Origin of the sequence: Acinetobacter sp. ANC 4169 (assembly GCF_002135355.1) — a bacterium.
Taxonomy (GTDB): Bacteria; Pseudomonadota; Gammaproteobacteria; order Pseudomonadales; family Moraxellaceae; genus Acinetobacter.
Genome location: NZ_NEGE01000001.1, coordinates 275,333 through 298,263, shown reverse-complemented (window position 1 = coordinate 298,263; position 22,931 = coordinate 275,333). Strand labels below are relative to the sequence as shown.

Annotated in this window: 23 protein-coding genes and 1 pseudogene; 22 read left to right on the top strand and 2 right to left on the bottom strand. The window is 40.5% G+C overall.

All coding sequences use genetic code 11. The features are described from left to right. The 20 genes from B9T26_RS01410 to B9T26_RS01315 form a co-directional block, all read left to right on the top strand. A partial coding sequence (locus B9T26_RS01410; RefSeq protein WP_264754435.1) for a hypothetical protein occupies positions 1-295 on the top strand: 295 nt, incomplete at its 5' end. A gap of 25 nt (positions 296-320) precedes the next feature. After that, positions 321-1,643: a M20 family metallopeptidase gene (locus tag B9T26_RS01405; RefSeq protein ID WP_086198026.1), complete on the top strand. Its 1,323-nt coding sequence runs from the start codon at positions 321-323 to the stop codon at positions 1,641-1,643. Positions 1,644-1,767: 124 nt separating this feature from the next. Beyond that, positions 1,768-3,177 (top strand): amidase, encoded by a 1,410-nt coding sequence (locus B9T26_RS01400; protein WP_086198025.1) that lies wholly within the window; start codon positions 1,768-1,770, stop codon positions 3,175-3,177. Between the two features lie 178 nt (positions 3,178-3,355). Beyond that, positions 3,356-4,093: an aspartate/glutamate racemase family protein gene (locus B9T26_RS01395; protein ID WP_086198024.1), complete on the top strand. Its 738-nt coding sequence runs from the start codon at positions 3,356-3,358 to the stop codon at positions 4,091-4,093. Positions 4,094-4,115: 22 nt separating this feature from the next. Next, positions 4,116-5,564 carry an indoleacetamide hydrolase gene (gene iaaH / locus B9T26_RS01390; RefSeq protein ID WP_086198023.1) on the top strand — a complete coding sequence of 483 codons (1,449 nt, stop codon included), beginning with the start codon at positions 4,116-4,118 and terminating at the stop codon, positions 5,562-5,564. Positions 5,565-5,626: 62 nt separating this feature from the next. Then, positions 5,627-6,385, top strand: coding sequence for an SDR family NAD(P)-dependent oxidoreductase (locus B9T26_RS01385; RefSeq protein WP_086198022.1), 759 nt, complete (start codon positions 5,627-5,629; stop codon positions 6,383-6,385). Between the two features lie 29 nt (positions 6,386-6,414). Continuing rightward, positions 6,415-7,368, top strand: coding sequence for a VOC family protein (locus tag B9T26_RS01380; RefSeq protein WP_086198021.1), 954 nt, complete (start codon positions 6,415-6,417; stop codon positions 7,366-7,368). Between the two features lie 17 nt (positions 7,369-7,385). Then, entirely contained in the window at positions 7,386-8,234 is an 849-nt protein-coding gene (locus B9T26_RS01375) for an alpha/beta fold hydrolase (RefSeq protein WP_086198020.1), read from the top strand. 49 nt (positions 8,235-8,283) lie between these two features. Beyond that, a complete protein-coding gene (locus B9T26_RS01370; protein ID WP_264754434.1) occupies positions 8,284-8,715 on the top strand; it encodes a lipocalin-like domain-containing protein in 432 nt (143 codons plus the stop codon). Positions 8,716-8,999: 284 nt separating this feature from the next. Beyond that, the gene (locus tag B9T26_RS01365) at positions 9,000-9,998 is read left to right on the top strand and encodes an AraC family transcriptional regulator (protein ID WP_171262900.1); all 999 of its coding nucleotides are present in this window, start codon (positions 9,000-9,002) and stop codon (positions 9,996-9,998) included. 313 nt (positions 9,999-10,311) lie between these two features. Then, complete coding sequence (locus tag B9T26_RS01360; RefSeq protein ID WP_264754433.1) at positions 10,312-11,448, top strand: 2Fe-2S iron-sulfur cluster binding domain-containing protein; 1,137 nt, start codon at positions 10,312-10,314, stop codon at positions 11,446-11,448. Between the two features lie 67 nt (positions 11,449-11,515). After that, entirely contained in the window at positions 11,516-12,460 is a 945-nt protein-coding gene (locus tag B9T26_RS01355; protein WP_086198018.1) for a 3-carboxyethylcatechol 2,3-dioxygenase, read from the top strand. Between the two features lie 40 nt (positions 12,461-12,500). Then, complete coding sequence (locus B9T26_RS01350) at positions 12,501-13,373, top strand: alpha/beta fold hydrolase (protein ID WP_086198038.1); 873 nt, start codon at positions 12,501-12,503, stop codon at positions 13,371-13,373. Positions 13,374-13,713: 340 nt separating this feature from the next. Then, positions 13,714-15,051, top strand: coding sequence for a Rieske 2Fe-2S domain-containing protein (locus B9T26_RS01345; RefSeq protein WP_086198017.1), 1,338 nt, complete (start codon positions 13,714-13,716; stop codon positions 15,049-15,051). Between the two features lie 103 nt (positions 15,052-15,154). After that, the gene (locus B9T26_RS01340) at positions 15,155-16,258 is read left to right on the top strand and encodes an alcohol dehydrogenase catalytic domain-containing protein (RefSeq protein WP_264754436.1); all 1,104 of its coding nucleotides are present in this window, start codon (positions 15,155-15,157) and stop codon (positions 16,256-16,258) included. Positions 16,259-16,292: 34 nt separating this feature from the next. Next, positions 16,293-16,838 (top strand): cupin domain-containing protein, encoded by a 546-nt coding sequence (locus B9T26_RS01335; protein WP_086198016.1) that lies wholly within the window; start codon positions 16,293-16,295, stop codon positions 16,836-16,838. 128 nt (positions 16,839-16,966) lie between these two features. Next, positions 16,967-17,779: a transporter gene (locus B9T26_RS01330; protein ID WP_086198015.1), complete on the top strand. Its 813-nt coding sequence runs from the start codon at positions 16,967-16,969 to the stop codon at positions 17,777-17,779. Between the two features lie 128 nt (positions 17,780-17,907). Further along, positions 17,908-18,816 (top strand): acetaldehyde dehydrogenase (acetylating), encoded by a 909-nt coding sequence (locus tag B9T26_RS01325; RefSeq protein WP_086198014.1) that lies wholly within the window; start codon positions 17,908-17,910, stop codon positions 18,814-18,816. 37 nt (positions 18,817-18,853) lie between these two features. Continuing rightward, positions 18,854-19,882, top strand: a complete 1,029-nt coding sequence (gene dmpG, locus B9T26_RS01320) for a 4-hydroxy-2-oxovalerate aldolase (protein ID WP_086198013.1) — start codon at positions 18,854-18,856, stop codon at positions 19,880-19,882. Between the two features lie 255 nt (positions 19,883-20,137). Continuing rightward, on the top strand, positions 20,138-20,923 hold the full coding sequence (locus tag B9T26_RS01315) for a 2-keto-4-pentenoate hydratase (RefSeq protein WP_086198012.1): 786 nt from the start codon (positions 20,138-20,140) through the stop codon (positions 20,921-20,923). Between the two features lie 168 nt (positions 20,924-21,091). On the opposite strand, the pseudogene B9T26_RS15940 reads toward B9T26_RS01315, so the two are convergent. Together B9T26_RS15940 and B9T26_RS01310 are read right to left on the bottom strand one after the other, a co-directional pair. Further along, positions 21,092-21,175: pseudogene (locus tag B9T26_RS15940) on the bottom strand (hypothetical protein); the annotation flags it as partial. Positions 21,176-21,228: 53 nt separating this feature from the next. Further along, entirely contained in the window at positions 21,229-22,047 is an 819-nt protein-coding gene (locus B9T26_RS01310; RefSeq protein ID WP_086198011.1) for an IclR family transcriptional regulator, read from the bottom strand. A gap of 246 nt (positions 22,048-22,293) precedes the next feature. On the opposite strand from B9T26_RS01310, the gene B9T26_RS01305 reads away from it, so the two are divergent. Next, on the top strand, positions 22,294-22,599 hold the full coding sequence (locus B9T26_RS01305; RefSeq protein WP_086198010.1) for a non-heme iron oxygenase ferredoxin subunit: 306 nt from the start codon (positions 22,294-22,296) through the stop codon (positions 22,597-22,599). A gap of 26 nt (positions 22,600-22,625) precedes the next feature. After that, positions 22,626-22,925 carry a recombinase-like helix-turn-helix domain-containing protein gene (locus B9T26_RS01300; protein WP_086198009.1) on the top strand — a complete coding sequence of 100 codons (300 nt, stop codon included), beginning with the start codon at positions 22,626-22,628 and terminating at the stop codon, positions 22,923-22,925. The last annotated feature ends 6 nt before the right edge of the window (positions 22,926-22,931 follow it).

Below are 22,931 nucleotides of genomic sequence, written 5' to 3'. Positions count from 1 at the left end.
ACTCAATTTCGGCTGTGCCACACCTGAAGCACTATTTTGCCTGGATGACATTGCGTTAAGGAGCCAGTGGTTACCGACTTTAGAAGCAAGAATCTGCGTAGATCGAGAAGCCCAAGAAGGTCATCATGCCGGAAGTCCGGTGAGTGCCTTGAGTGAAGCTGATATAACCGATTCCAACACAGTTGCTTATCTTTGTGGTCCGCAGCCGATGATCAATGCTGCAACTACTCGTTTATTAGAGTTAGGTGTTAAACCAGAGAATATTTTCGCTGAGCAGTTTGTTGCTAGTAACTAAATACTTAAATTTTAGGAAAAGAAAAATGGAAGTTACTAAAAAAATCCCTTTATCCCTTGAGCAGATTCAATGGTATGAAAAGGCTTGCTCAAAATTAAACCCTCAACGTTTACAAAAATTATTGTTTGATTTAACGAATATCCATAGCCCAACAGGCGCAGTTCGTGAAGCAAGCGAGTTTATGGCCGAGCATTTTAAAAAAATTGGCATGAAATCTCGTTATTACCCTATGAACGATATGACTGGAAATGTCATGGCTGAGTATCGAGGTTCGGGTGATGGTGCGACAGTTTTGTTATATGCGCCTATAGATACGCATCTTGATCGTACGCCAGGTGAAGAAGTTTTGACTGGCAAGGGCCAAGAGGCCGATTTGCAGCCTTTTGCACAGCAAATAGATGACTGGGTTTTTGGTTTGGGAGCTTCAAATCCTAAAGCTATGGTAGCAACTCTGACTGAAGTTGCTAATGCTTTAATTGAAGCTGAAGTGCCACTTAAGGGTGATCTGATTGTAGGTATGGCAGATGGTGGAATGCCAGTTGACATTAGTTCTAGAAATGCAGGGATGTCAAATGGCGTTATTCACATGCTGAATCGTGGCATGTATCCAGATTACGCCATCATTATGAAGCCGTGGAACTGGGTTTATCATGAAGAACCTGGAATGGCATGGTTTAAATTACAGGTTAAAGGCACGCTTGGCTATGCGGGTGTACCACACGATGCTCCCGGTTTTAGAAGTTCAGTTATTCCAGCAGCTACGGTCATCAATGAATTACAAGCATGGATTGTTGAATATGCAGAACGGAATACCAGTGGCGTGATTAAGCCACATGGCTGGATTGCAGGTGTTCGTGGTGGTGATGTTGAGCGCCCTGCATTTCCGAGTGCGGTGACTGAAATATTCTTTGATATACGTGTGAACCCTCGAGTCAGTCCAGCTGATGTGAAAGCTCAATTTGCCAGCTTCATTGATGATCTTAAAAAGCGGTTCCCTGATCTGGATGTAGATTGGGAGCAATATGGTTCTGTTCCAGGCGGCACAACTGATCCGGAAAACTGGATCATTCAGTCTTGTAAACGTGGCTGGGAACATGTGGAGCAAAAACCACATGGTACGCCAGATTATTTGGCTGGTCAGACGGATGGCGCTGCATTGAGACGCTATGGTGTGCCGACAGCGAGGATAGGTTGGCCGTGGCCGGCGACGGGTGCACCATTACCCGTTGCAGAAGGTTTAGGGGGCATGGGAGCGACTTATATACCGGATTTAATGCCTTGTGCAGAAAAAATCCTGTATGCCTTAATTGATACCTTGACGCGTAATCGCAGTGAAATTGAACTGTAATTTAAATAAATTTTCTTTTAAACATAGTTGGTTATTTAGTTTTTTAAGAAAGCTATCTCATCTATAACTCTCGGATTTAGATACGAGTAGAAGTTTCTTATACGGTCTTAATTGGAATTAGTTTATGAATAATTCAACTGATATACATTATTTAGAAATGCACGAACTATCGCAATTGATCCGTAGCCGAAAGTTATCCCCTGTAGAGGTCACTAAAGCGCAGTTATCTCGTATCGAAGCTTTGGACGGTAAATTAAACAGTTATGCACGTGTGACAGCAGATATTGCTTTAGAACAGGCGCAACAGGCGGAAGATGAATTAGCAAAGGGTATTTGCCGTAGTCCGTTGCATGGCATTCCGATTGCATTTAAAGATCTGATTGATATAGCAGGTGTGGTCACCGCTGCAGGTATGCCGTTGCATGCTCATCGTATCCCTGAACATGATGCAACCGTGGTCACTCGATTACGTGAAGCCGGAACCGTCATGCTCGGTAAATTGCAGATGACCGAAGGGGCTTTTGCAATTCATCATCCTGATATTGTCGAGCCGAATAATCCGTGGGGAGCTGCCTATTGGGCAGGTGCATCATCGAGTGGTGCAGGTGTCGCTACAGCAGCGGGGTTATGTTATGGCTCTTTGGGCAGTGATACCGGAGGTTCTATTCGCTTTCCCTGTGCAGCTAATGGTTTAACAGGTTTAAAACCAACGTGGGGGCGAGTAAGTCGTCACGGTGTGATGGAAATGGCGGCAAGTCTGGATCATGTTGGACCCATCACCCGTAGCGCGCGGGATACGCTATTTTTATTGTCGACGATATCGGGTCATGACCCTTTAGATCCGACCTCTCTGTCTAGTGTTTGTCTGGAAGTTCCGAGTATTGAGCCAAGCTTTAAGGGACTGACAGTTGGTGTTGATCTTGAATGGATCAATAAGGATGTAGACCCAGTGATTCAAAAAGCGCTGGAAGAAATCATACGAATTATTTTTGCCGGTGGCGGGCGAGTCAAAAAGATAAAAATGCCTGATACCTATCATGTCAGTTCTAATTGGGAATCACATTGTGGTGTTCAAATAGCAGTTGCTCACGAGGAAACATATCCTAAATATGCAGCTCAATATGGATCTGCTTTAAGCCGCTTGATTGATGGCGGACGGCAACTCAGTGGGATGGATTACCAGCGAATCTTGTTAGAAGCACAACGCTTTAATGGCGCAATGGATGCTTTGCTACAAGACATAGATATTATTTTGGCACCTGTACAACCTTATGCTGCACCTACGCATGATCAGTTGGCCAATCTGGCACAAGATCCAGAAGCGAATCGTCATTTAATTCAATTTACCGCGCCATTTAATGTTAGCGGTCATCCATGTATGAGTTTTCCAATTGGTTTAACAGATAACCATATGCCGATTGGTGGTCAATTCATAGGAAGAAAAGGGGGCGAAGCAACCCTATGTCGAGCTGGTATGGCTGTGCAGGAAGTGAGTGATTGGCATAAGTTGCGTCCTAATTTAAATATGGAATAAAGCATTTTCAAGCACTGCTTTGGAATTGGTTAAGTGTGACAGCCGATTAAAGTGAATTATGAATAGACAAAGTGAAAATATGATTGTGTCTATATGTATAGGAATCCCTTTGTCTTTTAAGGTTGTGACGCTTGGCTTTTAATTTACAGGAAGTTTTTAATATAAAAGGAATGAATTTATGAAAAAGCGAATCAAGATGATTTTCCCGGTACCTATGAGCGAATACACCAGACCTTTAGTCGAGTCGCAACTGCCAAAGGCACTAATGCGTGATGATATTGAAGTGAGCTTTATGGGGGCGGGTCAAGTGCTCACTTTAGCTGATAGTTATTATGATATGGCAATCATGGAACATGCAGTGATTGCAGCCGGCATTACAGCAGAAGAAGAAGGCTACGATGCTGTTTGTATTAATACAATGAGTGACTCGGGATTGGCTGCACTGCGTTCACGCTTATCCATTCCAGTTCTTTCTCCAGCCATTGCCAGTTTTCATACAGCCTGCTTACTAGGGCATAAATTTAGCATTATCACCATGTGGCCACAGTGGTATCCGCTCTATCGGAAAACGTTAAAAGAATATGGTCTTGAATCTCACTTGGCTTCAGTGCGTTCCATTGATGTCAGACCTGATACGCAAGCCTTACTTGAGGGAAAAGAGGATATTGTATTTGCTAAGTTATTAGAAGCTAGCAAACGAGCTATTGAAGAAGACGGTGCGGACGTATTGATACTCGGATCGACCACAATGCACCAAGCCCATGCTTATCTCGCTGAGCATCTCTCAGTTCCAGTACTGAACCCAGGTGTTATTGCATATAAGCAATGTGAGCTATTACTTGACCTGGGATTGAGTCATAGCAAAGTTGCTTATCCAAATCCTGAAAAAATTAAGGATGATGCTTTTATCTATTGAAGGTTTAAAAAGGAGAATATGAATGAAATTATTTGAAGCAACTACGCATTCACTACTGACAGATATCACGATTGCAGAAGCATTGAGTGCATTGCGCAATGGTGAAATGACAAGTGTTGAACTTGTAAAAGCTTGTCTAGAGCGCGCAGAGCAGGGGAAAGAACTTAATGTTTTTATCACATTAGAGGGTGAAAGAGCACTTGAAGCTGCTCAAGAGGCTGATGATCAGCGTCTAAGTGGAAAAACAATGAAACCACTTAGTGGTATCCCAATTGTTATCAAAGATAATATTCATACTGCTGGTTTACGTTCTACAGCGGGTACACCTGCCTTTTCAGATTATATTCCAAGCGAAGATGCTCCAACAGTTGCTAAGCTACGTGATGCAGGTGCCATTATTATTGGTAAGACGAATATGCATGAATTGGCATTTGGGGCGACGGGATATAATCAAGCCTATAATACGGGTACAGGGATGGGTGTACGTAACCCATATGATAGTAGACGTATTGCAGGTGGCTCATCTTCTGGTAGTGCAGCAGCATTGGGTGCACGAATGGCATTAGGAGCTTTGGGTACAGACACTGGCGGATCTATGCGTATTCCACCTGCACTTAATGGTTGTGCAGCATTACGTCCTAGTGCTGGTCGTTATTCTAGTAAAGGCTTAATACCTATTGCTGAAAGCCGAGATACTGTCGGGCCAATGGCATTGTCTATGTCTGATCTAGCCCTACTCGATAGTATCATTACCGAAGAATTTGAATTGCCGCCGATTGTTACACATGAATTAAGACTGGGTTTGCCAAAAGAATTTTGGCGTAACCTTGATACGGATACGGCAGAGTTAGCACAAAACACTATTGATAAGCTCAAATCGTATGGTGTGACGATTATAACTATAGAAGATTCAGGCCTTCAGGCATTAAACGAGCCAGTTGGATTCACTGTTGTTATTCATGAAGCCTATGATTGTATGGTCAAATATTTAAGTGATTATGATCATAATATAAGTATTGAAGATCTAGCCAAAAAAATCTGTAGTCCAGATGTTCGAGCTATTTATGACGAGTGGGTACTTCCAAGAAAAATGCCTACGGCTGATGGTTTGGTCGATGTAGAACCATTATATAAAGCTGCTCAAAATGGTGGGCGTGAATTATTGCGAGAGCGCTATCAGGAATTATTTACACAATACAACATCGATGCTTTGATTTTTCCAACCACTGCAATGGTGGCTCCATTAGCCAATGATGATATCTATCAACCTGCAAATTTTGAACGATTAATCCAAAACACTGAACCCTCCGCAAGTGCAGGTATTCCAAGCATTCAAATACCTGTTGGATTAGGGAGTTCAACAGGTTTACCTGTGGGTATGGAACTTGACGGTCCAAAGGGAGGTGATCGTCGATTACTAGCCATAGGCCAGATATTAGAAAGCATTATTGGCCGTATTCCAAGGGCATAAGCAGGGTTACTTAAAATTCAATTTAATCAGAGAAGTGAAGAATAATGAATAGAAATGGATCGATGAATACAGATTGTCAATGGAAAGACAAAGTCGTATTAGTGACTGGTGGTGCTAGCGGTATGGGACGTGATTTAAGCCTGGCCTTAGCACGAGCAGGGGCTAAAATTGTGATTGGTAACCGCAATCCTGCATTAGGACAAGCGGTTATTGATGAAATTACGAATACTGGTGGACAAGCTGTATTTCAAGTGACAGATATATCTAAAGCGGAAGATTGTGAAACCTTAGTCCAATTCGCTCTCAATACCTATGGTCGCTTGGATGCAGCTTTTAACAACTCTGGTATTCAACGTGAATTCGGTTGTATGCATGAAACATCAATTGAGGATATATCAGACACGATAGATGTAAATCTAAAAGGTGTCCTTTACTTGATGAAATATGAAACGGCAGCAATGCTTAAAAATGGTGGTGGATCCATCGTGAATAATGCCTCCATTTTTGGGTTAAAAGGAATGCCGAATACACCGGAATACATTGCTTCAAAACACGGAATTGTAGGTGCAACACGTGCAGTTGCTTTGGATTATGCCAAACAAAATATTCGAGTAAATGCCATTTGCCCAGGTCCAATAAAGACCCCAGGTTACGATCGGGTAACTGGGGGTGATGACCATATGTACGATGATGGAGTGCCTATGCATCGCATTGGTCAACTGTATGAAGTGACATCGGCGGTGATGTGGTTGTTGTCCGATCAGGCATCTTATGTCACTGGAACGATGCTTTCTATCGATGGTGGAATGTCAGCAGAATAATCATTTTAAATATTAATAAGGACATAAGAATGATACAGGCATTAAGTTACATTGTGGTAGAAACGCCTCATTTAGAGGCATGGGCGACGCAAGCCCGAGATCATATCGGGATGCAGGTCGAAACTGTTGAGTTAAATCAGTGTCTTCGTTTACGCGTAGATGAAAAAATCCAGCGCTTTCTCATCATGAAAACAGCAGCAGTTACTAGCATGAGTATGGGCTTTGAAGTTGCCAATGCAGCTGAGCTTCTAAATATCACGCAAAAGTTGAAAGACGAAGGCTATGTGGTAATCGAAGGCACAGCTCAGGAGCGATTACTTCGCGGTGTAGATGGCATGGTGTTTTTTTATGACCCAGATGGTGTGCGCATAGAGGTTTCTTATGGTCTGGCAGATGCAGATACTCCATTTGTACCGGGTCGCCCGATTGGTGGATTTCGAACAGGAGATATGGGGCTGGGACATGTTGCATTAATTACAGAACATTTCGAACAATTAAGTCATCTCTATCGCAACATCTTCGGTTTTAAGCTGAGTGATCACACCAACGCGCCGTTTCGTGTTGAATTTCTACACTGTAATCCGCGACATCATACGATTGGAATCGCCCATACCGGTGGCCCAGCGAAGATCTATCATTTAATGCTTGAGTACAATGATTTTGATGATGTTGGACGAGCTTATGATATGGCGTTGACCAATCCTGAGAGTATTGGTGTAACTCTAGGTCGACATATTAATGATCATGCTACTTCATTCTATTTAAAAAACCCAGATGATTGGATGATTGAATTAGGCTGGGCTACACGTACAGTCGGGCCCGATTGGGAGCCAACCGAACTTGAAGGGATGAGCCTTTGGGGGCATGACAGAACCTGGTTACCAGATGATAAACGTGAAGAAGCACGACAAATATTGAAACGATTGGCACAAAAAGGTCTGCGTGCCCCTGTCGTGACAACAACTCAAAATTTAAATAACTAAGGAAGGTTTAAAAACATATGTCTAGTTTAAATACTCAGCTACAACAATCACCTGAAATTGCGAACAGTATTCAAGTAGATGATTGCATCATTAACTACCACGATCAAGGTAAAGGAGATGTGATTTTATTAATTCATGGCTCAGGGCCAGGGGTAACAGGTTGGGCCAATTGGCGTGGCATTATCCCAGAGTTGTCTAAGCAAGCACGGGTTATTGCACCTGATATGCTTGGTTTTGGTTATAGTCAATGCCCTAAAAATAAAAAATTAGACAGAGCTGCGTGGGTTGATTCACTGGTTGGCCTAATAAATGCATTAAATATCGAACGTGTTTCGATTGTAGGTAACTCTTTTGGGGGGGCTATAGCTTTAGCATTTGCCAAAACACATCCTGATAAAGTGAATAAGCTCGTATTAATGGGGGCAGCGGGATTATCCTTTGAGTTGACAGCGGGTTTAGACAAAGTGTGGGGTTACCAGCCTTCTGTAGAAGCAATGCGTGGTTTGATGGAGGTGTTTGCTTATGATCACAGTATTATTACTGATGACTTAGTCAGAATGCGTTATGAAGCTAGCATCCGAGATGATGTTCAAACGCGTTTTGAACAGCTCTTTCCTGAACCGCGTCAAGCTGGTATTGAAATGTTGGCACTAAAGGAGGATGAAATCCGCTCACTCCCACACCAGACTTTGATTATCCACGGTCGTGATGATTTGGTTATTCCGCTTGAAGTTTCTGAACGTCTGGTACGCTTAATTCGCAAATCACAATTACATGTCTTTGGTGAATGCGGTCATTGGGTACAGATTGAAAAGGCCAAAGAGTTCACTCAATTATTGGCGGATTTTGTACTCACCGATAAATAAAATTATACACATAAAAATTGTAAGAATTTCTAAAATGAATAGGATAAAGATGATGAATCGAGACACGATTAAAGGTCGCTGGACTGTACAGTCTTGGGAACAACTGTATGACGATGGGCGTATTGTTTTGCCAATGGGTACTGAGTTAGACGGTTTTATTGAGTATAGCGACTATGGCATGTCCTGTGTGATTAGCCAGAAAGACCGCAAAGTCTTTACTACCGGTGGTCAATGGTCGGCTGATGATGCAGAAAAAGCAGGAGCGTATAACAGCTATCTGACTTATGCTGGGGGATTTGATGTGGAGGGCAATACCATTACTCATCATGTGAAATATAGCATTTTCCCAAATTGGATTGGTGGCACTCAACATCGTTTTGCTGAATTACAAGGCGATGTGCTCACCCTTATGACAGCTAAACTTGAAGAAGGGACTTCTGAAGCACGTGTCGCCAAACTCACCTTTAGACGTCAGGTCTGAAAAATATTAAATCTGATAGTTTTGATCATTGTGATGCTAACTTGCATGATTAATACTTGAGCAGGTTTGATCGTCGTTTGATTTGATGGCAGCCATCCACGTGATCATTGTGAGGCAATTCTTTTTGTCATTTACAATGGATTAGCAATGTGGATTTTACAAAAAAAACTTAAAACTTGATCGATATCTATTTAAGAATTACTCCTTAATTCTTAAATAGATATTCAAAAGCGTGTTCAGGACGAACACACAAAAGTAATGTCTATATACAAGGAGTAATAACATTGCAAAAGTTAAGTTTTGATACGGGTGTAGCCCCTGAATTAGTGCTTTCAAATTATGAAGTTTGCCACTCAAGTGATATTGAAGAAATTCGTTCGAGTGGGGCCAAAATGCTATGTGCTAATGATTTAAGAGTGGAGAGTGTAGCTAGTTCTTTGAATGCGCAATTTTTCTATAGAAAGATTGGTAATATTGGTGTTGGTCGAATGAGTTATGGTGGTGAAATCACCATTCAGCCTGCTGTTTTTGAAGATTTTTTTCTGATTCAGATCCCAATACGTGGATTTGAAAGAATTACTTTAGGCAAAGACAAGATATTATGTACCCCTAAAGAAATAGGCATTATTAATCCTTATGTCAAAAGCGTGATTAACCATCAGCCTGATACCGAAAAATTAGTGATTCGTATCGATAAAAAATTGGTTGAAAAAAATTGCCAGCAAATTTTAAACCGGACTTTAAATAAGAATATCGAATTTGATCCAACCATGTCTGTAGATACCAAAGCTGGTATACAATGGTTGCGGATGGTGAACTGGATATCCAATTTTGTATCCGATGAAGACGATCTTTCTCCTTTGATGGTCTCCCAAATCGAAAATAATCTAGTGAATATGCTGCTAAATTATCAACTCAATACCTATTCTCACGAAATACATAATGATAGCATTTCAATCGCGCCGGCATTTGTGAAGAAAGTTGAATATTATATTCAGGAAAATGCAAAAAAAGCGATTAGCATTAACGATTTGGCAGAATTTGCCGGTGTAAGTGCTCGGTCATTATTTAACGGGTTTAAAAAATATAGAAATACTACACCAATGCATTTTTTAAAAGAAATTCGACTGCAATATGCTTATGAAGATCTAAAAAATGCCAGTTTGGGTACGGATAAAGTTACAACGATCGCATTTAAATGGGGATTCAATCATTTAGGACATTTTTCAACAGATTATAAACACCGATTTGGAGAAACTCCGTATGAAACACTATCTCGTTGAGAAGTGCTCATATTTATCTATTCTTCTTTTAAATATGAAGTGTTGAATCAGTTGATTCGCTATTTCAGTCTATGGCTGGTCTGTTATTCTGATTCTGAATAGTGTACTTTTTTAAAAATAAATGCTTAATCATAGGGTATGGTACCGAATTTTACTTGTTATTCACTTGATGAAGAAATGCTGTCTATAAGATGTTTATCTTAAAATATTATATGCACTTTGGGGATAAAAGGGGTACTAGATGGAGCGCGCTTGAGGATGAAATTTTTCCACTATAGGGGGAGTGAAAAGCAAACTAAAAGGAATTAAATTCATGCTCATGGATGAATGTGTTCACAACCCTAATCTTCTTAAAGATAGCCAGAGTTATAACAACATGGCTGCTACTTCCTCTACTGGAAGCGAATCAAATCATTCGGATCTCCATGTCATCACGCATAAAGTTACCTTGAACTTCTCCGATGGTGTAACCAAAGAATTTGAAGTTCAGCCCAATACTAGCATCCTCGATGCTGCCCTAGAAAACGATATCCCCTTGTTATATCAATGTCGTTCAGGCAGTTGTTCCAGCTGTATTTGTACCTTAAAAGATGGTCAAGCCAGTACGCTAAATGGAAAAAGTTCAACTTTACTTTCAAGTGAATACAATCTGGGCAACCGTCTATTATGTATTTCAAAAGCCGATGCTGATTGTAGCTTTGATTTAGATTATGGCAGTGACATTGGCGCGATTAGTGCACAAGAAGTCAAAGCTTTTATTAACTCCATTGAACATCTTGGTGCAAATGCAGTACGCCTAAAAGTAGAGTTAGCAGAAGGATATTATCTGCAATTTCGTCCAGGTCAATTTATGCAGATTAGCATCCCTGGTGTTGGTGTATTACGCAGTTATTCTCCATCCAGTACCAACAAATCTATCCCGGAACTTGAGTTTCTCATCCGCCTGATCCCGGATGGGCAGATGTCCACGTATTTGACAGAACATGCCAAGGTCGATGATGTATTAACGTTATCAGGTCCTTATGGCTCATTTTTCCTACGCGAAGAACATAAGCGTGCCAAGCATATCTTTATCGCTGGTGGTACTGGTTTAGCCCCGATTTTATCGATCATTGATACCTTGCGTCAAAGTAGTGGTGTCAAACCTAAAATGCTACTCAATTTCGGCTGTGCCACACCTGAAGCACTATTTTGCCTGGATGACATTGCGTTAAGGAGCCAGTGGTTACCGACTTTAGAAGCAAGAATCTGCGTAGATCGAGAAGCCCAAGAAGGTCATCATGCCGGAAGTCCGGTGAGTGCCTTGAGTGAAGCTGATATAACCGATTCCAACACAGTTGCTTATCTTTGTGGTCCGCAGCCGATGATCAATGCTGCAACTACTCGTTTATTAGAGTTAGGTGTTAAACCAGAGAATATTTTCGCTGAGCAGTTTGTTGCCAGTAATTAATGGTATCTGCAGATTGAAGAATAGGCTAATGATTATCTATTTAAAGTTTACGATGAGGTAACCTGAAATGCAGGCACTTTTACAGTGTTTATCTCATACGCCCTTGATTGGGTTGCTTGATCCAGAAAAAGCCATTCTAGATGAAATCAAAAATACGATTGCCAATGCGCGTAAAGAGATTGAGGAATTTGATCCAGAATTGGTTTTGCTCTTTGCACCGGATCATTATAACGGTTTTTTTTACGACATGATGCCATCGTTTTGTATTGGCACGGCAGCACATGCGATTGGAGATTTTGGCTCCGCTAAGGGTGATTTGTCAGTCCCTGCCGAGCTTGCTGAAGCTGCTACCACTTATGTATTGGAGCAAGGAATTGATGTTGCTATTTCTCATAAAATGCAGGTCGATCATGGTTTTGCACAGCCTTTAGAGTTTTTGTTAGGCGGGCTGGATCAGGTTCCCGTGATTCCTGTATTTATTAATTCTGTCGCTACACCACTGCCATCTTTTAAAAGAGCACGACTTTTTGGTAAAGCTTTAGGAGATTTCGTTGCCACATTAGAGAAGCGTGTACTGATTATTGGTTCTGGTGGTCTTTCGCATCAGCCACCAGTGCCGGAACTCCATAGCGCCAATGATCATGTCAAAGATAGATTACTGGGCAGTGGACGTAATTTACCTGCGGATGAACGAGAAGCACGGACTCAACGTGTCATTGACGCAGCACACCATTTTGTTGGTGATCAGAACACATTGCATCCCTTAAATTCAGAGTGGGATCAGTGGTTTTTGAATCTGATCGCTACAGGGCAATTAGGTGAATTAGATACGTTGAGTAACCAAGAGCTTTCTGATCTGGCAGGCAAATCGACGCACGAGGTTAAAAACTGGGTCGCTGCTGCTGCTGCCATGGCAGCATTTGGTCGGGCAAAAGAAAAATGGCGTTATTATCGTCCCATTCCTGAATGGATTGCAGGATATGGCGCACTCACACTTACCACTGTTAAATGATGATTTAACTCAAAACACAAAAAAATTAGGGTATAGAAGTATGGCAAAACAATGGACTGAAGCAGAAACCAGCAAGTTTATTTCAATTCAGGATGAAGCATCGACATTCAATATTCATTATAACGATATTGGGCAAGGTGACCGAGTGGTGGTGATGTTACATGGTTCTGGACCGGGTACGAGTGGTTGGGCAAACTTCAATCGCAATATTCAACCACTGATCGATACAGGTTTTCGGGTGATTTTGATGGATTGTCCAGGATGGGGTAAAAGCGATACAGTCCTGAATGATCGTGGTTCACGCTCTCATTTGAATGCTCGAATTTTGAAAGGGTTGGTAGATGCACTGAGCCTAAGCAAAATTAGTCTGATCGGCAACTCGATGGGTGCTCATAGTGTGATTGCATTTACTTTAGAATATCCCGACTTGGTCGATAAATTGATTTTAATGGGTGGTGGTACAGGTGGGGGGGGGATCTTCACACCGAAACCTGCGGAAGGGATTAAGCGGATAAACAAGCTTTATCAGGAACCGAGCCTAGAAAATCTGAAAGAAATGATGAATATTTTCGTATATGACACAAGCAATTTGACGGAAGAAATGTTCACGAATCGCTTTAATAGTATTCTGGCACGTAAAGACCATCTTGAAAATTTTGTTAATAGTTTCAAAGTAAATCCTAAGCAATTTCCTGACGTGAGTCATCGTCTAAATGAAATTGCCAATGAGACATTGATTATTTGGGGGCGTGAAGACCGATTTGTACCTATGGATACAGGCCTAATTTTATTAAGTGGTTTACAGCGTGCAGAGTTACATGTATTCAATCGATGTGGTCACTGGGCACAATGGGAGTATGCGGATAAGTTTAATCGTATGACGCTCGATTTTCTTGAAAACGGTATTCATTAATTAAAATCATTATTACAATTTTTTTAAGATACCTTTAATTTATTAAAGGTATTTTTTGTATGTTATCCATTCAAAATATAAAATTTTTTTAAATAAATATATTTATTATAAAAATAAAATTCTATCAAATTAGGTTGACGCAATTTTCTCACTTAAAAAGTGAAGAATAAATTATCTCTAAAAAGTTATTTTCAGTATAAATTACTCTTTTTATGTCTTGCAGAATATTCATGCATTCCATGGATAATTTTAGCATTATTCGGAGCGGTGAGCGTTTTTAGATGAAATAAGATGAAGTTCCTGAGATACAGTGCGATTAATTTAAAAAGGAATTTTAAAAATGTCTGAAGAACAAATCATTCGACGCCGTGTAGTACAAAAAGGGATTAGTGAAGCCCGTACCAATGATGCCAAAACACAGAGCCAATACCAACCTTATAAAGATGCTGCTTGGGGATTTATTAACCACTGGTATCCAGCATTATTCACTGAAGAACTTGTAGAAGACCAAGTTGAGGGTATGCAAATTTGTGGCATTCCTATTGTGCTACGCCGTGTAAATGGCGAAGTTTTTGCGCTTAAAGATCAATGTGCACACCGGGGTGTACGTTTATCTGAAAAGCCAATGTGTTTTAACAAAGAAACCATTTCTTGTTGGTATCATGGATTTACTTTTGACTTAAAAAGTGGTGATTTGACCACGATTGTAGGAAATCCTAACGATAAGATCATCGGTACAACAGGCATTACTACTTATCCGGTCCATGAAGTAAATGGCATGATCTTTGTGTTTGTTCGTGATGATGATTTTCCACTAGAAAATGTTCCACCACTATCACATGACTTACCATTCCGCTTCCCTGAAAATAACGACAATTTTCCACACCCATTATGGCCGGATTCACCAAGCGTACTTGATGATAATGCACTGATTCTAGGTATGCATCGTACTGGTTTTGGTGACTGGCGTATTGCATGTGAAAATGGTTTCGACAATGGTCATATTCTTGTACACGCAGACAATACAATTGTACATGCAATGGATTGGACACTTCCTTTAGGTATCGTACCGACTTCTGATGACGCAGTCACGGTGGTTGAAGATGAAAATGGACCAAAAGGTCAGATGCAATGGATGTTTACAGATAAGTGGGAACCGGTCCTAGAAAACAAAGAACTCAATGTAAAAGTTGAAGGTTTGAAAGGGCGTTTCTATCGTACATCGGTGGTATTACCGGGTGTATTAATGGTTGAAAACTGGCCTGAAGAACATGTTGTACAGTATGAATGGTATGTTCCGATTACTGATGATACTCATGAATATTGGGAAGTTTTGGTCAAAGTATGTAATACCCCTGAAGAACGTAAGCGCTTTAAGAAACGTTTTGACTTGGTTTACAAACCATTATGTCTACATGGCTTCAATGACTGCGATCTACATGCGCGTGAAGCAATGCAAAACTTCTATATCGATGGTACCGGCTGGCAAGATGAGCAGTTGATGGCGACCGATGTTTCGCCAATCACTTGGCGTAAACTGGCATCGCGCTGGAATCGTGGTATTGCCAAACCAGCACGTGGTGTAGCAGGTGCATCTAAAAATACCAGTTTGATCTTTAAAGATACTGCTGATGGACATCGCCCGGGCTACAAAGTTCGACAATTTAAAGAAGACTAAAATGATAGCCAGTATCGTAGATCGGTACTGGCTTTTTATTCAAAATCAAAAAAATAAAATGAATGGAATCAATGTATTGATAAATAAAGGATCAGTCGTGAGCATGATGAGAGCAGCGCGATTACATACAATCGGTGGACAATTTACCATAGATGAATTACCCATTCCTGAACCGGGGCCTAATGATGTACTGGTTCAAGTCAAAAGCAGCGGGATTATTCCAAATCTAAAAAATGTGACCACCTATTTCCCTGAATGGTATCCATTTTTACCGCTACCAGAATTGCCAGCAATTTTTGGATTAGATTCGGCTGGCGTGGTGACTGCGGTGGGTTCGAACGTGACTACCTATCAAAAGGGTGATCGGGTATATATCAACCCCGGCATTGGCTGCGGTGAATGTAAGTCTTGTATCGCAGGGAATGCAACCTTATGCAATTCCTATACATTTATGGGGTATTTTGGCTTTGGTGCTGGCTCAACCAATGTATTTAAGCGTTATCCATACGCAGGTTATGGTCAATATATGACTGCACCGATCAGCAGCTTAATCAAACTACCAGATAATTTAAGTTTTGCTACAGCGGCTCGACTTGGATATTTGGGCACAGCATATTCAGCGATTCGTAAATCACAATTAAGACCGTCACAAAGTATCCTGATTTTAGGTGCGAGCGGTACTTTGGGAGTAAATGCCACCTTACTGGCACTAGCATTTGGTGCAGCAAAAATCTTTGTCGCAGCACGTGATTCAGAGGCATTACAGCGTCTGCAAACATTAGATAGCAAACGCATTATTCCAGTCCAGATAGGTGAGGAAGCAATCCATGTACAGGTGCGTAGTTATTTGCCTGACGGCATAGATGTCATGATCGATACACTTGGTGCAAAAGCCCCTACTGAGTTGGCCACAGATGGTATACAAGCTGTCGCTCATGGTGGTCGAATTATTCAGATCGGTGGTGTCGCGGGGCCGATCCCGATTGATCCGCATCCGTTTATGTGCGCGCAATTGCAGTACATTGGTTCGTTATGGTTCACCCCAGCAGAAGGAAATGAAATTGCAAAATTATTTGAGTCTGGTGTTTTAGATTTTTCGTTGCTTGAGGAACATGCTTATCCACTCGAAGCAATTAACGAAGCATTGACAGATATCGAGTCTCAAGGCAACGGATTTAGAAATTTTTATATCGCTCACGAAGCATAAAAATTTTCAGCATCTCATTTAAAAGGAATTAAACATGAGCAATTATCGGGTCTTAGTGACGGGGAATAACCTGAGCAATAAATCACAAATCATTTCAGAAACACCGATTCAGGTTGAGAATTATTTTGAATATCAACCAGGCTTTAGCGTGGAAGTATTCTGGCGGACTTCAGCAAAAACCACAGTCGGTGGCACATTTAAAACGCCAGAAGTTGATCAAAGCACCATTTTGCCTGAAGTCGCAGGAACTTCTGCGATGATTGTCACTTTCCCATCGGCTCAAGCCGATGCACCTGCACCGGTTGATCTGGACAAACTGATTCAGGAAACTTTTGCGCGCCTGCCGGGATTGGCAGAAACCTTTGAGCCTGAACCACCGGGTTATCACTTAACTAATACCATTGATTATGTAGTCATTTTAGAAGGTACAGTCAATCTGCTACTGGATGAAGACAGTAAAGAGTTGAATGTTGGAGATATCATGGTGCAAAACGGTACTCGACACGCTTGGGTCAACGACAGTGGCAAACCAGTGAGATTACTGGTGATCATGATTGGTGCAGAGCGAGCCGAGGCATAAGTCTATTTACAACATAAACACTGTGATGTGGAAGTAATTTTTAAACACAGGATTTAAATCTTCCACGTTACAAATTCTGGATAAGTATATCAGTCAGTAATTTCTAAAATTACCAACAAGGATGTTATATGAATATTAGTTTAAACAAACTCGCATTGGCTTTTTTATTCTCTTGCATATCTGTTTCATCTCAGGCTTCAGATTCTCATTATGTACCGGGTATGGAAGGTGTTCGAGGCAGTGTCTTACCTCCATCGGGTGTTTATTACAAAGGTTACTATATCAATTATCAGGCCGATGATGCACATATCGACCTGACAGTAAATGCACTTGCGCATCGCTTTGCATGGGTAACTTCACAAGAAATATTGGGTGCCAATTTAGCCTTTGAAACTGTTTTACCGATGATGCGCACTGACTTAAAAGTCGATGGTCAAAGTATCGATAAACAAACCGGGATTGGCGATTTATATGTGGGTGGTATTTTAGGTTGGCATAGTGACAGATGGGACATCACCGCTGGAACCGGTTATTGGGCCGACACTGGAAAATACAACAAAGACAAGCCCGCCAGTCCAGGAAAGGGCTTTGATTCCGTCATGCTTAGTCTTGGGGGGAATGCAAAACTCAATCAAAAAGGCGATATTACTTTTAGCGCACTCGGACGTTATAGCATGCCAAATGGCAGCGGGCTACACGACGAAGTCATTGTCGAGTGGGGTCTAGGTAAAGATTATGGCTTGTACAGTCTTGGGTTGACTGGCTATAACACCTTTGAAACCGACGATGGTAATGAACGTAAAAATGCGTTAGGTGCCTCTCTAAGTTATTTTTCACCAAAATATAAGCTCGGTGGCGACATCGCAGCCTATCAAGAATTTTCCAATAAAAACACCTTAGAAGGCAACGTACTACGTGTTTCATTAACTAAAGCATTTTAATCAGCAAAATATTGAATGAGATTGGTAATCGGGATATAGATTGCCAATCTCCAAAAAAATTAGGCTGTAAAGTAGATTTCTAGACAATAGAAAAATAGATAAGTGTTAAATCAGGAGCATTGGTTCGTATGAATAAGAAATTAAAAGCTGTGATTATTGGTCCAGGAAATATTGGTACCGACTTGCTGATGAAAATGAAACGTTCGGAATGGGTCGAACCCGTCTGGATGGTCGGCATTGATCCTGAATCTGAAGGTCTGAAACGTGCTGTGGAAATGGGCATCAAAGTCTGCGCAAGCGGTGTCGATGGCATATTGGAAAACGTCAAAGAAGATGATATCCGAATCGCTTTTGATGCAACATCGGCTTATGTCCATGCGGAAAATAGTCGTAAGCTAAACGGGCTAGGTGTGTTGATGATCGACTTAACCCCAGCCGCAATTGGGCCATTTTGTATTCCACCGGTCAACCTGAAAAAGCACACAGAAACACTAGAAATGAATGTCAATATGGTGACTTGTGGCGGACAGGCGACCGTGCCGATGGTTGCTGCCATTAGCCGTGTACAGCCAGTTGAATACGGTGAAATCATCGCAACGGTTTCATCCAAATCTGTCGGGCCGGGCACACGTTCTAACATCGATGAATTTACCCGTACAACGGCCGATGCTGTAAAACAAGTAGGCGGTGCCAAGCAGGGCAAGGCGATTATTATTATTAACCCTGCAGAACCTCCACTGATCATGCGTGACACCATTCATTGCTTAACCGAATCTACACCTGACCAAGATGCCATTATCGCCTCAGTTAAAGAGATGGTTGCAGAAGTTCAAAAGTATGTTCCTGGCTATACCTTAGTCAATGGTCCGATCTTCGATGGGAATAAGGTCTCTATTTTTGTTGAGGTGAAAGGTCTAGGCGATTTCTTACCAGAGTATGCAGGTAACCTCGATATTATGACGGCAGCAGCATTACGCACGGCTGAAATGTTTGCAGAGGAATATTATAAAGAGCGTTTAGCATTACCAACAGCCTGAGAAAATCAAATATTTGTATGCGGATAAGGATGTAGAAATGGATTTAAAAAATAAAAAAGTGAAGTTACACGATATGAGTCTGCGTGATGGCATGCACGCCAAGCAACATCAGATTTCTCTTGAGCAGATGGTGAGTGTTGCCAAAGGTCTAGATGATGCGGGAATTCCATTGATCGAAGTCACCCATGGTGACGGTCTGGGTGGCGCCTCACTGAATTATGGACGACCAGCGCATTCGGATGAAGAATATTTGTCAGCAGTCATTCCAGAAATGAAACAGGCAAAAGTATCAGCTTTGCTTTTGCCGGGGATTGGCACGACGGATCATTTAATCATGGCGAAGGAGCTAGGCGTTTCTTGTATACGAGTTGCGACTCATTGTACGGAGGCTGATGTTTCTCAACAACATATCACCAAAGCTGCTGAATTAGGGCTGGATACTGTTGGATTTTTAATGATGGCACACATGGCTGATCGTGAAAAATTGGTTGAGCAAGCGCTACTTATGGAAAGCTATGGTGCGAATTGTATTTATTGTACAGACTCAGCAGGTTATATGCTTCCCCAAGAAGTACACAACAAAATGAGTAGCCTTAGAGATGCTTTAAAGCCAGAGACAGAACTTGGTTTTCATGGCCATCATAATTTAGGAATGAGCATTGCCAACTCTCTAACTGCTCTAGAAGCAGGCGCTAATCGTATTGATGGATCTGTAGCTGGGCTAGGTGCTGGTGCAGGAAATACACCACTAGAGGTATTTGTTGCTGTACTTACGCGTATGGGAGTAAATCACGGTATAGACTTATTTAAAATCATGGATGTAGCGGAAGATCTAGTTGTTCCAATGCTAGATTCTCCAATTCGAATTGATCGTAATTCACTAACGCTAGGTTATGCGGGTGTGTACTCTTCATTTTTATTGTTCGCAAAGCGAGCAGAACAGAAGTACGGTATTTCAGCACGTGAATTACTTGTTGAATTGGGCAAAAGAGGTACCGTGGGTGGTCAAGAAGATATGATTGAAGATTTAGCACTGACGATGGTGAAACATAAAAATGCCAGTTAATGTGGTACCGAATATTTATATAAAAACATGAATTCATGTTTTTATATAAATGGTTCTAAATGTCTATAAATTTATATTTTTAATTTTAAAATATTGGATATTTAAATTGTTAAATATAGTTTCATGATTATTTGATAATACTCTTCATATTAAAAAGAATAGGTTGATCAGTGATAAATGTGTTTTCGTTTTCAATGATAAATTAGACAGTTCACTTTATTAAACTCCGCTATATTCAAAATCCATGGAATGTTTATGAAACAGAATTTATTTCAAAATGCAGCAGACTTATTATGGAAAGCAGAAGAAACCAAATCTCCATGCAAACCAATACGTGAATTATTTGATGTACCTTTAACAGTCGAAGAAGCTTACGAAATTCAGTCAATAAATACAAAACGATATTTATCTTTGGGAAATAGAATTGTTGGTCGAAAAATTGGACTTACTTCTAATGCTGTTCAAAAGCAACTAGGCGTAGATCAGCCAGATTTTGGTAATATTTACTCAAATATGCTTGTGATGGAAGGGGAAACGATAGCGCTTAATTCCTTGATACAGCCTAAAGTTGAGGTAGAACTGGCATTGGTTCTAAAGCATGATTTGCCCCATAAAGATATGACAATGATCGAAGTAATGGCTGCTATTGATTATGTGCTCATCGCTATTGAAGTTGTAGATAGCCGAATACAGGGGTGGGATATTCGTATAGAAGATACTATTGCTGATAATGCATCATCAGCACTCGTCGTATTAGGACAAACCCCATATCAATTGTCAGAAATAGACTTGTTAAATGCCAAAATGAAGTTACTCGCGAATGGTGAGGAAGTTTCTCAAGGTATTGGTAGAAATTGCCTAGGAAACCCATTGATCGCAACTCGATGGCTAGCACAGACTATGGCAAAGATGGATATGCCCCTTAAAGCAGGTGAAGTCATATTGACTGGAGCGCTTGGCCCTATGTCTGTCGTTAACAAGCCAATGAGCTATACAGCTAGTTTTGAAAAATATGGCGACCTTAACATAGAGTTTATTTAAGGTATCTATCAATTAAGCTAGATTATCATTTAGGTAAGATAGATAGCATTTAAAAAACGGCACTGTTGCAAATAGTCATTGATGATAAGCGAAAAGGTATTGAAGTCATGCGTGCACTACGTAAAGGACAAGCTGGACTGCTCCCAGTATCCTAGACATGAGACAGCCTCATTTTGAAGCTGCCTCAAAGGCTTCTGGGCTCATCCCATCGAGATGCGAATGACGCCTGATTCGATTGTAGAACATCTCAATATTATTATTTATGAAAGCAACAACTTAATGAAATGTAAGTTGTTGCTTTCATTTTAAATATAGATAAATTTAGAAATTTTTTCAGCATATGCGATAACTGTTCGAGCCACGTCAGTTCTAAAAGCATCTTCTGTATAGGTACTTAAAGGACAACTGACTGATAATACTGCAGCCATTTCTTGTGTGGACTGACTGTAAATGGGTACAGCACATGCAGCCATATCAGTATTAAAGTGTCCCCAACTAATCATAAATTCCTGTTCACGAACTTCTTTCAGCCGTGCTAATAGCGAATCAATATCATGGGGGGTACGCTCAGAATAAACTTTCCAGTCTGTAAAGTTTTCATAGCGCTTTATAACCTCAGATTCAGATAATCGGGATAGGACCAATTGGCCAATCACTGTTGCATGTGCATGCCATCGCGTTCCGATATGAACATTACTGGTAAATGATCCAATAGATTGTGCATTACTGATAAAGACGATATCAGTACCTTCCAAGATAGAAAGATGTACCGCAATTTTAATTTTATCACGTAGTTCGCGCATGATTGGGGAAGCTAAATCAATCATTGATGATTTAGATAAACTATTAAAGCCAAGCTCCATCACATTGCTATCTAGGGCATAGTTTTTTTGCGACATTTTTTTTAAGTAGCCACAATATTCTAAAGTGTGAATTAAGCGAAAAGCACTTGAACGATTTACATCTAATTTTTCTGCAATTTCAGAAATTGTCATTTCCTGATGATTCTGATCAAATAATTTTAATATTGCTAAGCCACGTACCAAACCTGGCACTAAATAACGCTCATCATTATTAGATTCAGTTTCATGCTCTAAAAGGCCATCTTTACTTATTGAATTCATTGCCAACTTGACCCGTATTCATTAAAAAAATTCCTCAAAAACAGGAATATCTAGTCTTCATTCTAACTGTCTATTTTCAATATCACAATGTTTGTATATAAAACTTATTTTTGTAAATAAAACATTTCAAAATGTGAATTTTGAATAAGTAACTGATAAATATATTTATATAAAAATTGACATTTAATTTAAGGAAAGCTTATTCTATCAATATTGTTTTAAATATAAAACATGGAAGATGAGCACATGAACTGGATATCGATTTGCAACGTAAACGAAGTCGCTGAAGAGGAACCTAAAGCGATTGAAATCGAAGATAAAAAAATTGGTGTCTTTGTTATTGAGGAAAATTATTTCGCTGTTGAAAATATTTGCCCTCATGCATATGCGTTGCTGACTGAAGGCTTCATTGAGGGATTCACAGTTGAATGTCCACTCCATGAAGCGATTTTCAATTTAGAAACGGGGGCTTTGGAAAGTGGTCCTGGCTGTCGTGATTTATGTACATATCCCGTAAGAGTTGAAAACGAAGAAATTCAAATTCAGCTTTAAGAATAAATGATTAGGGAAGAAGTCAAATGAAGCAATATAACGAAAAGCTAGCGAGATGGATTAATTCAACACCTTCAAGCGATGCAGGTATTAATAATATTCAAATTCCAGGTCAAGTAGAGCACTTGGTTTGGCAAAACCGTTACAAAGCACCAAGCGTATATGAGCAAGATCTTGTTCAGCATTTAATTACTGCTTTTAGTAATGGTGTAACTGAATTAGATGACTTAGTGAATGCATTAAATGATCAAGGGTTTAGAGATGAATCTGGCGATCTATGGTCAGTTGTAAGCTTTTCCACTGAAATGCAACGTTTAGGTTATTAACAGATA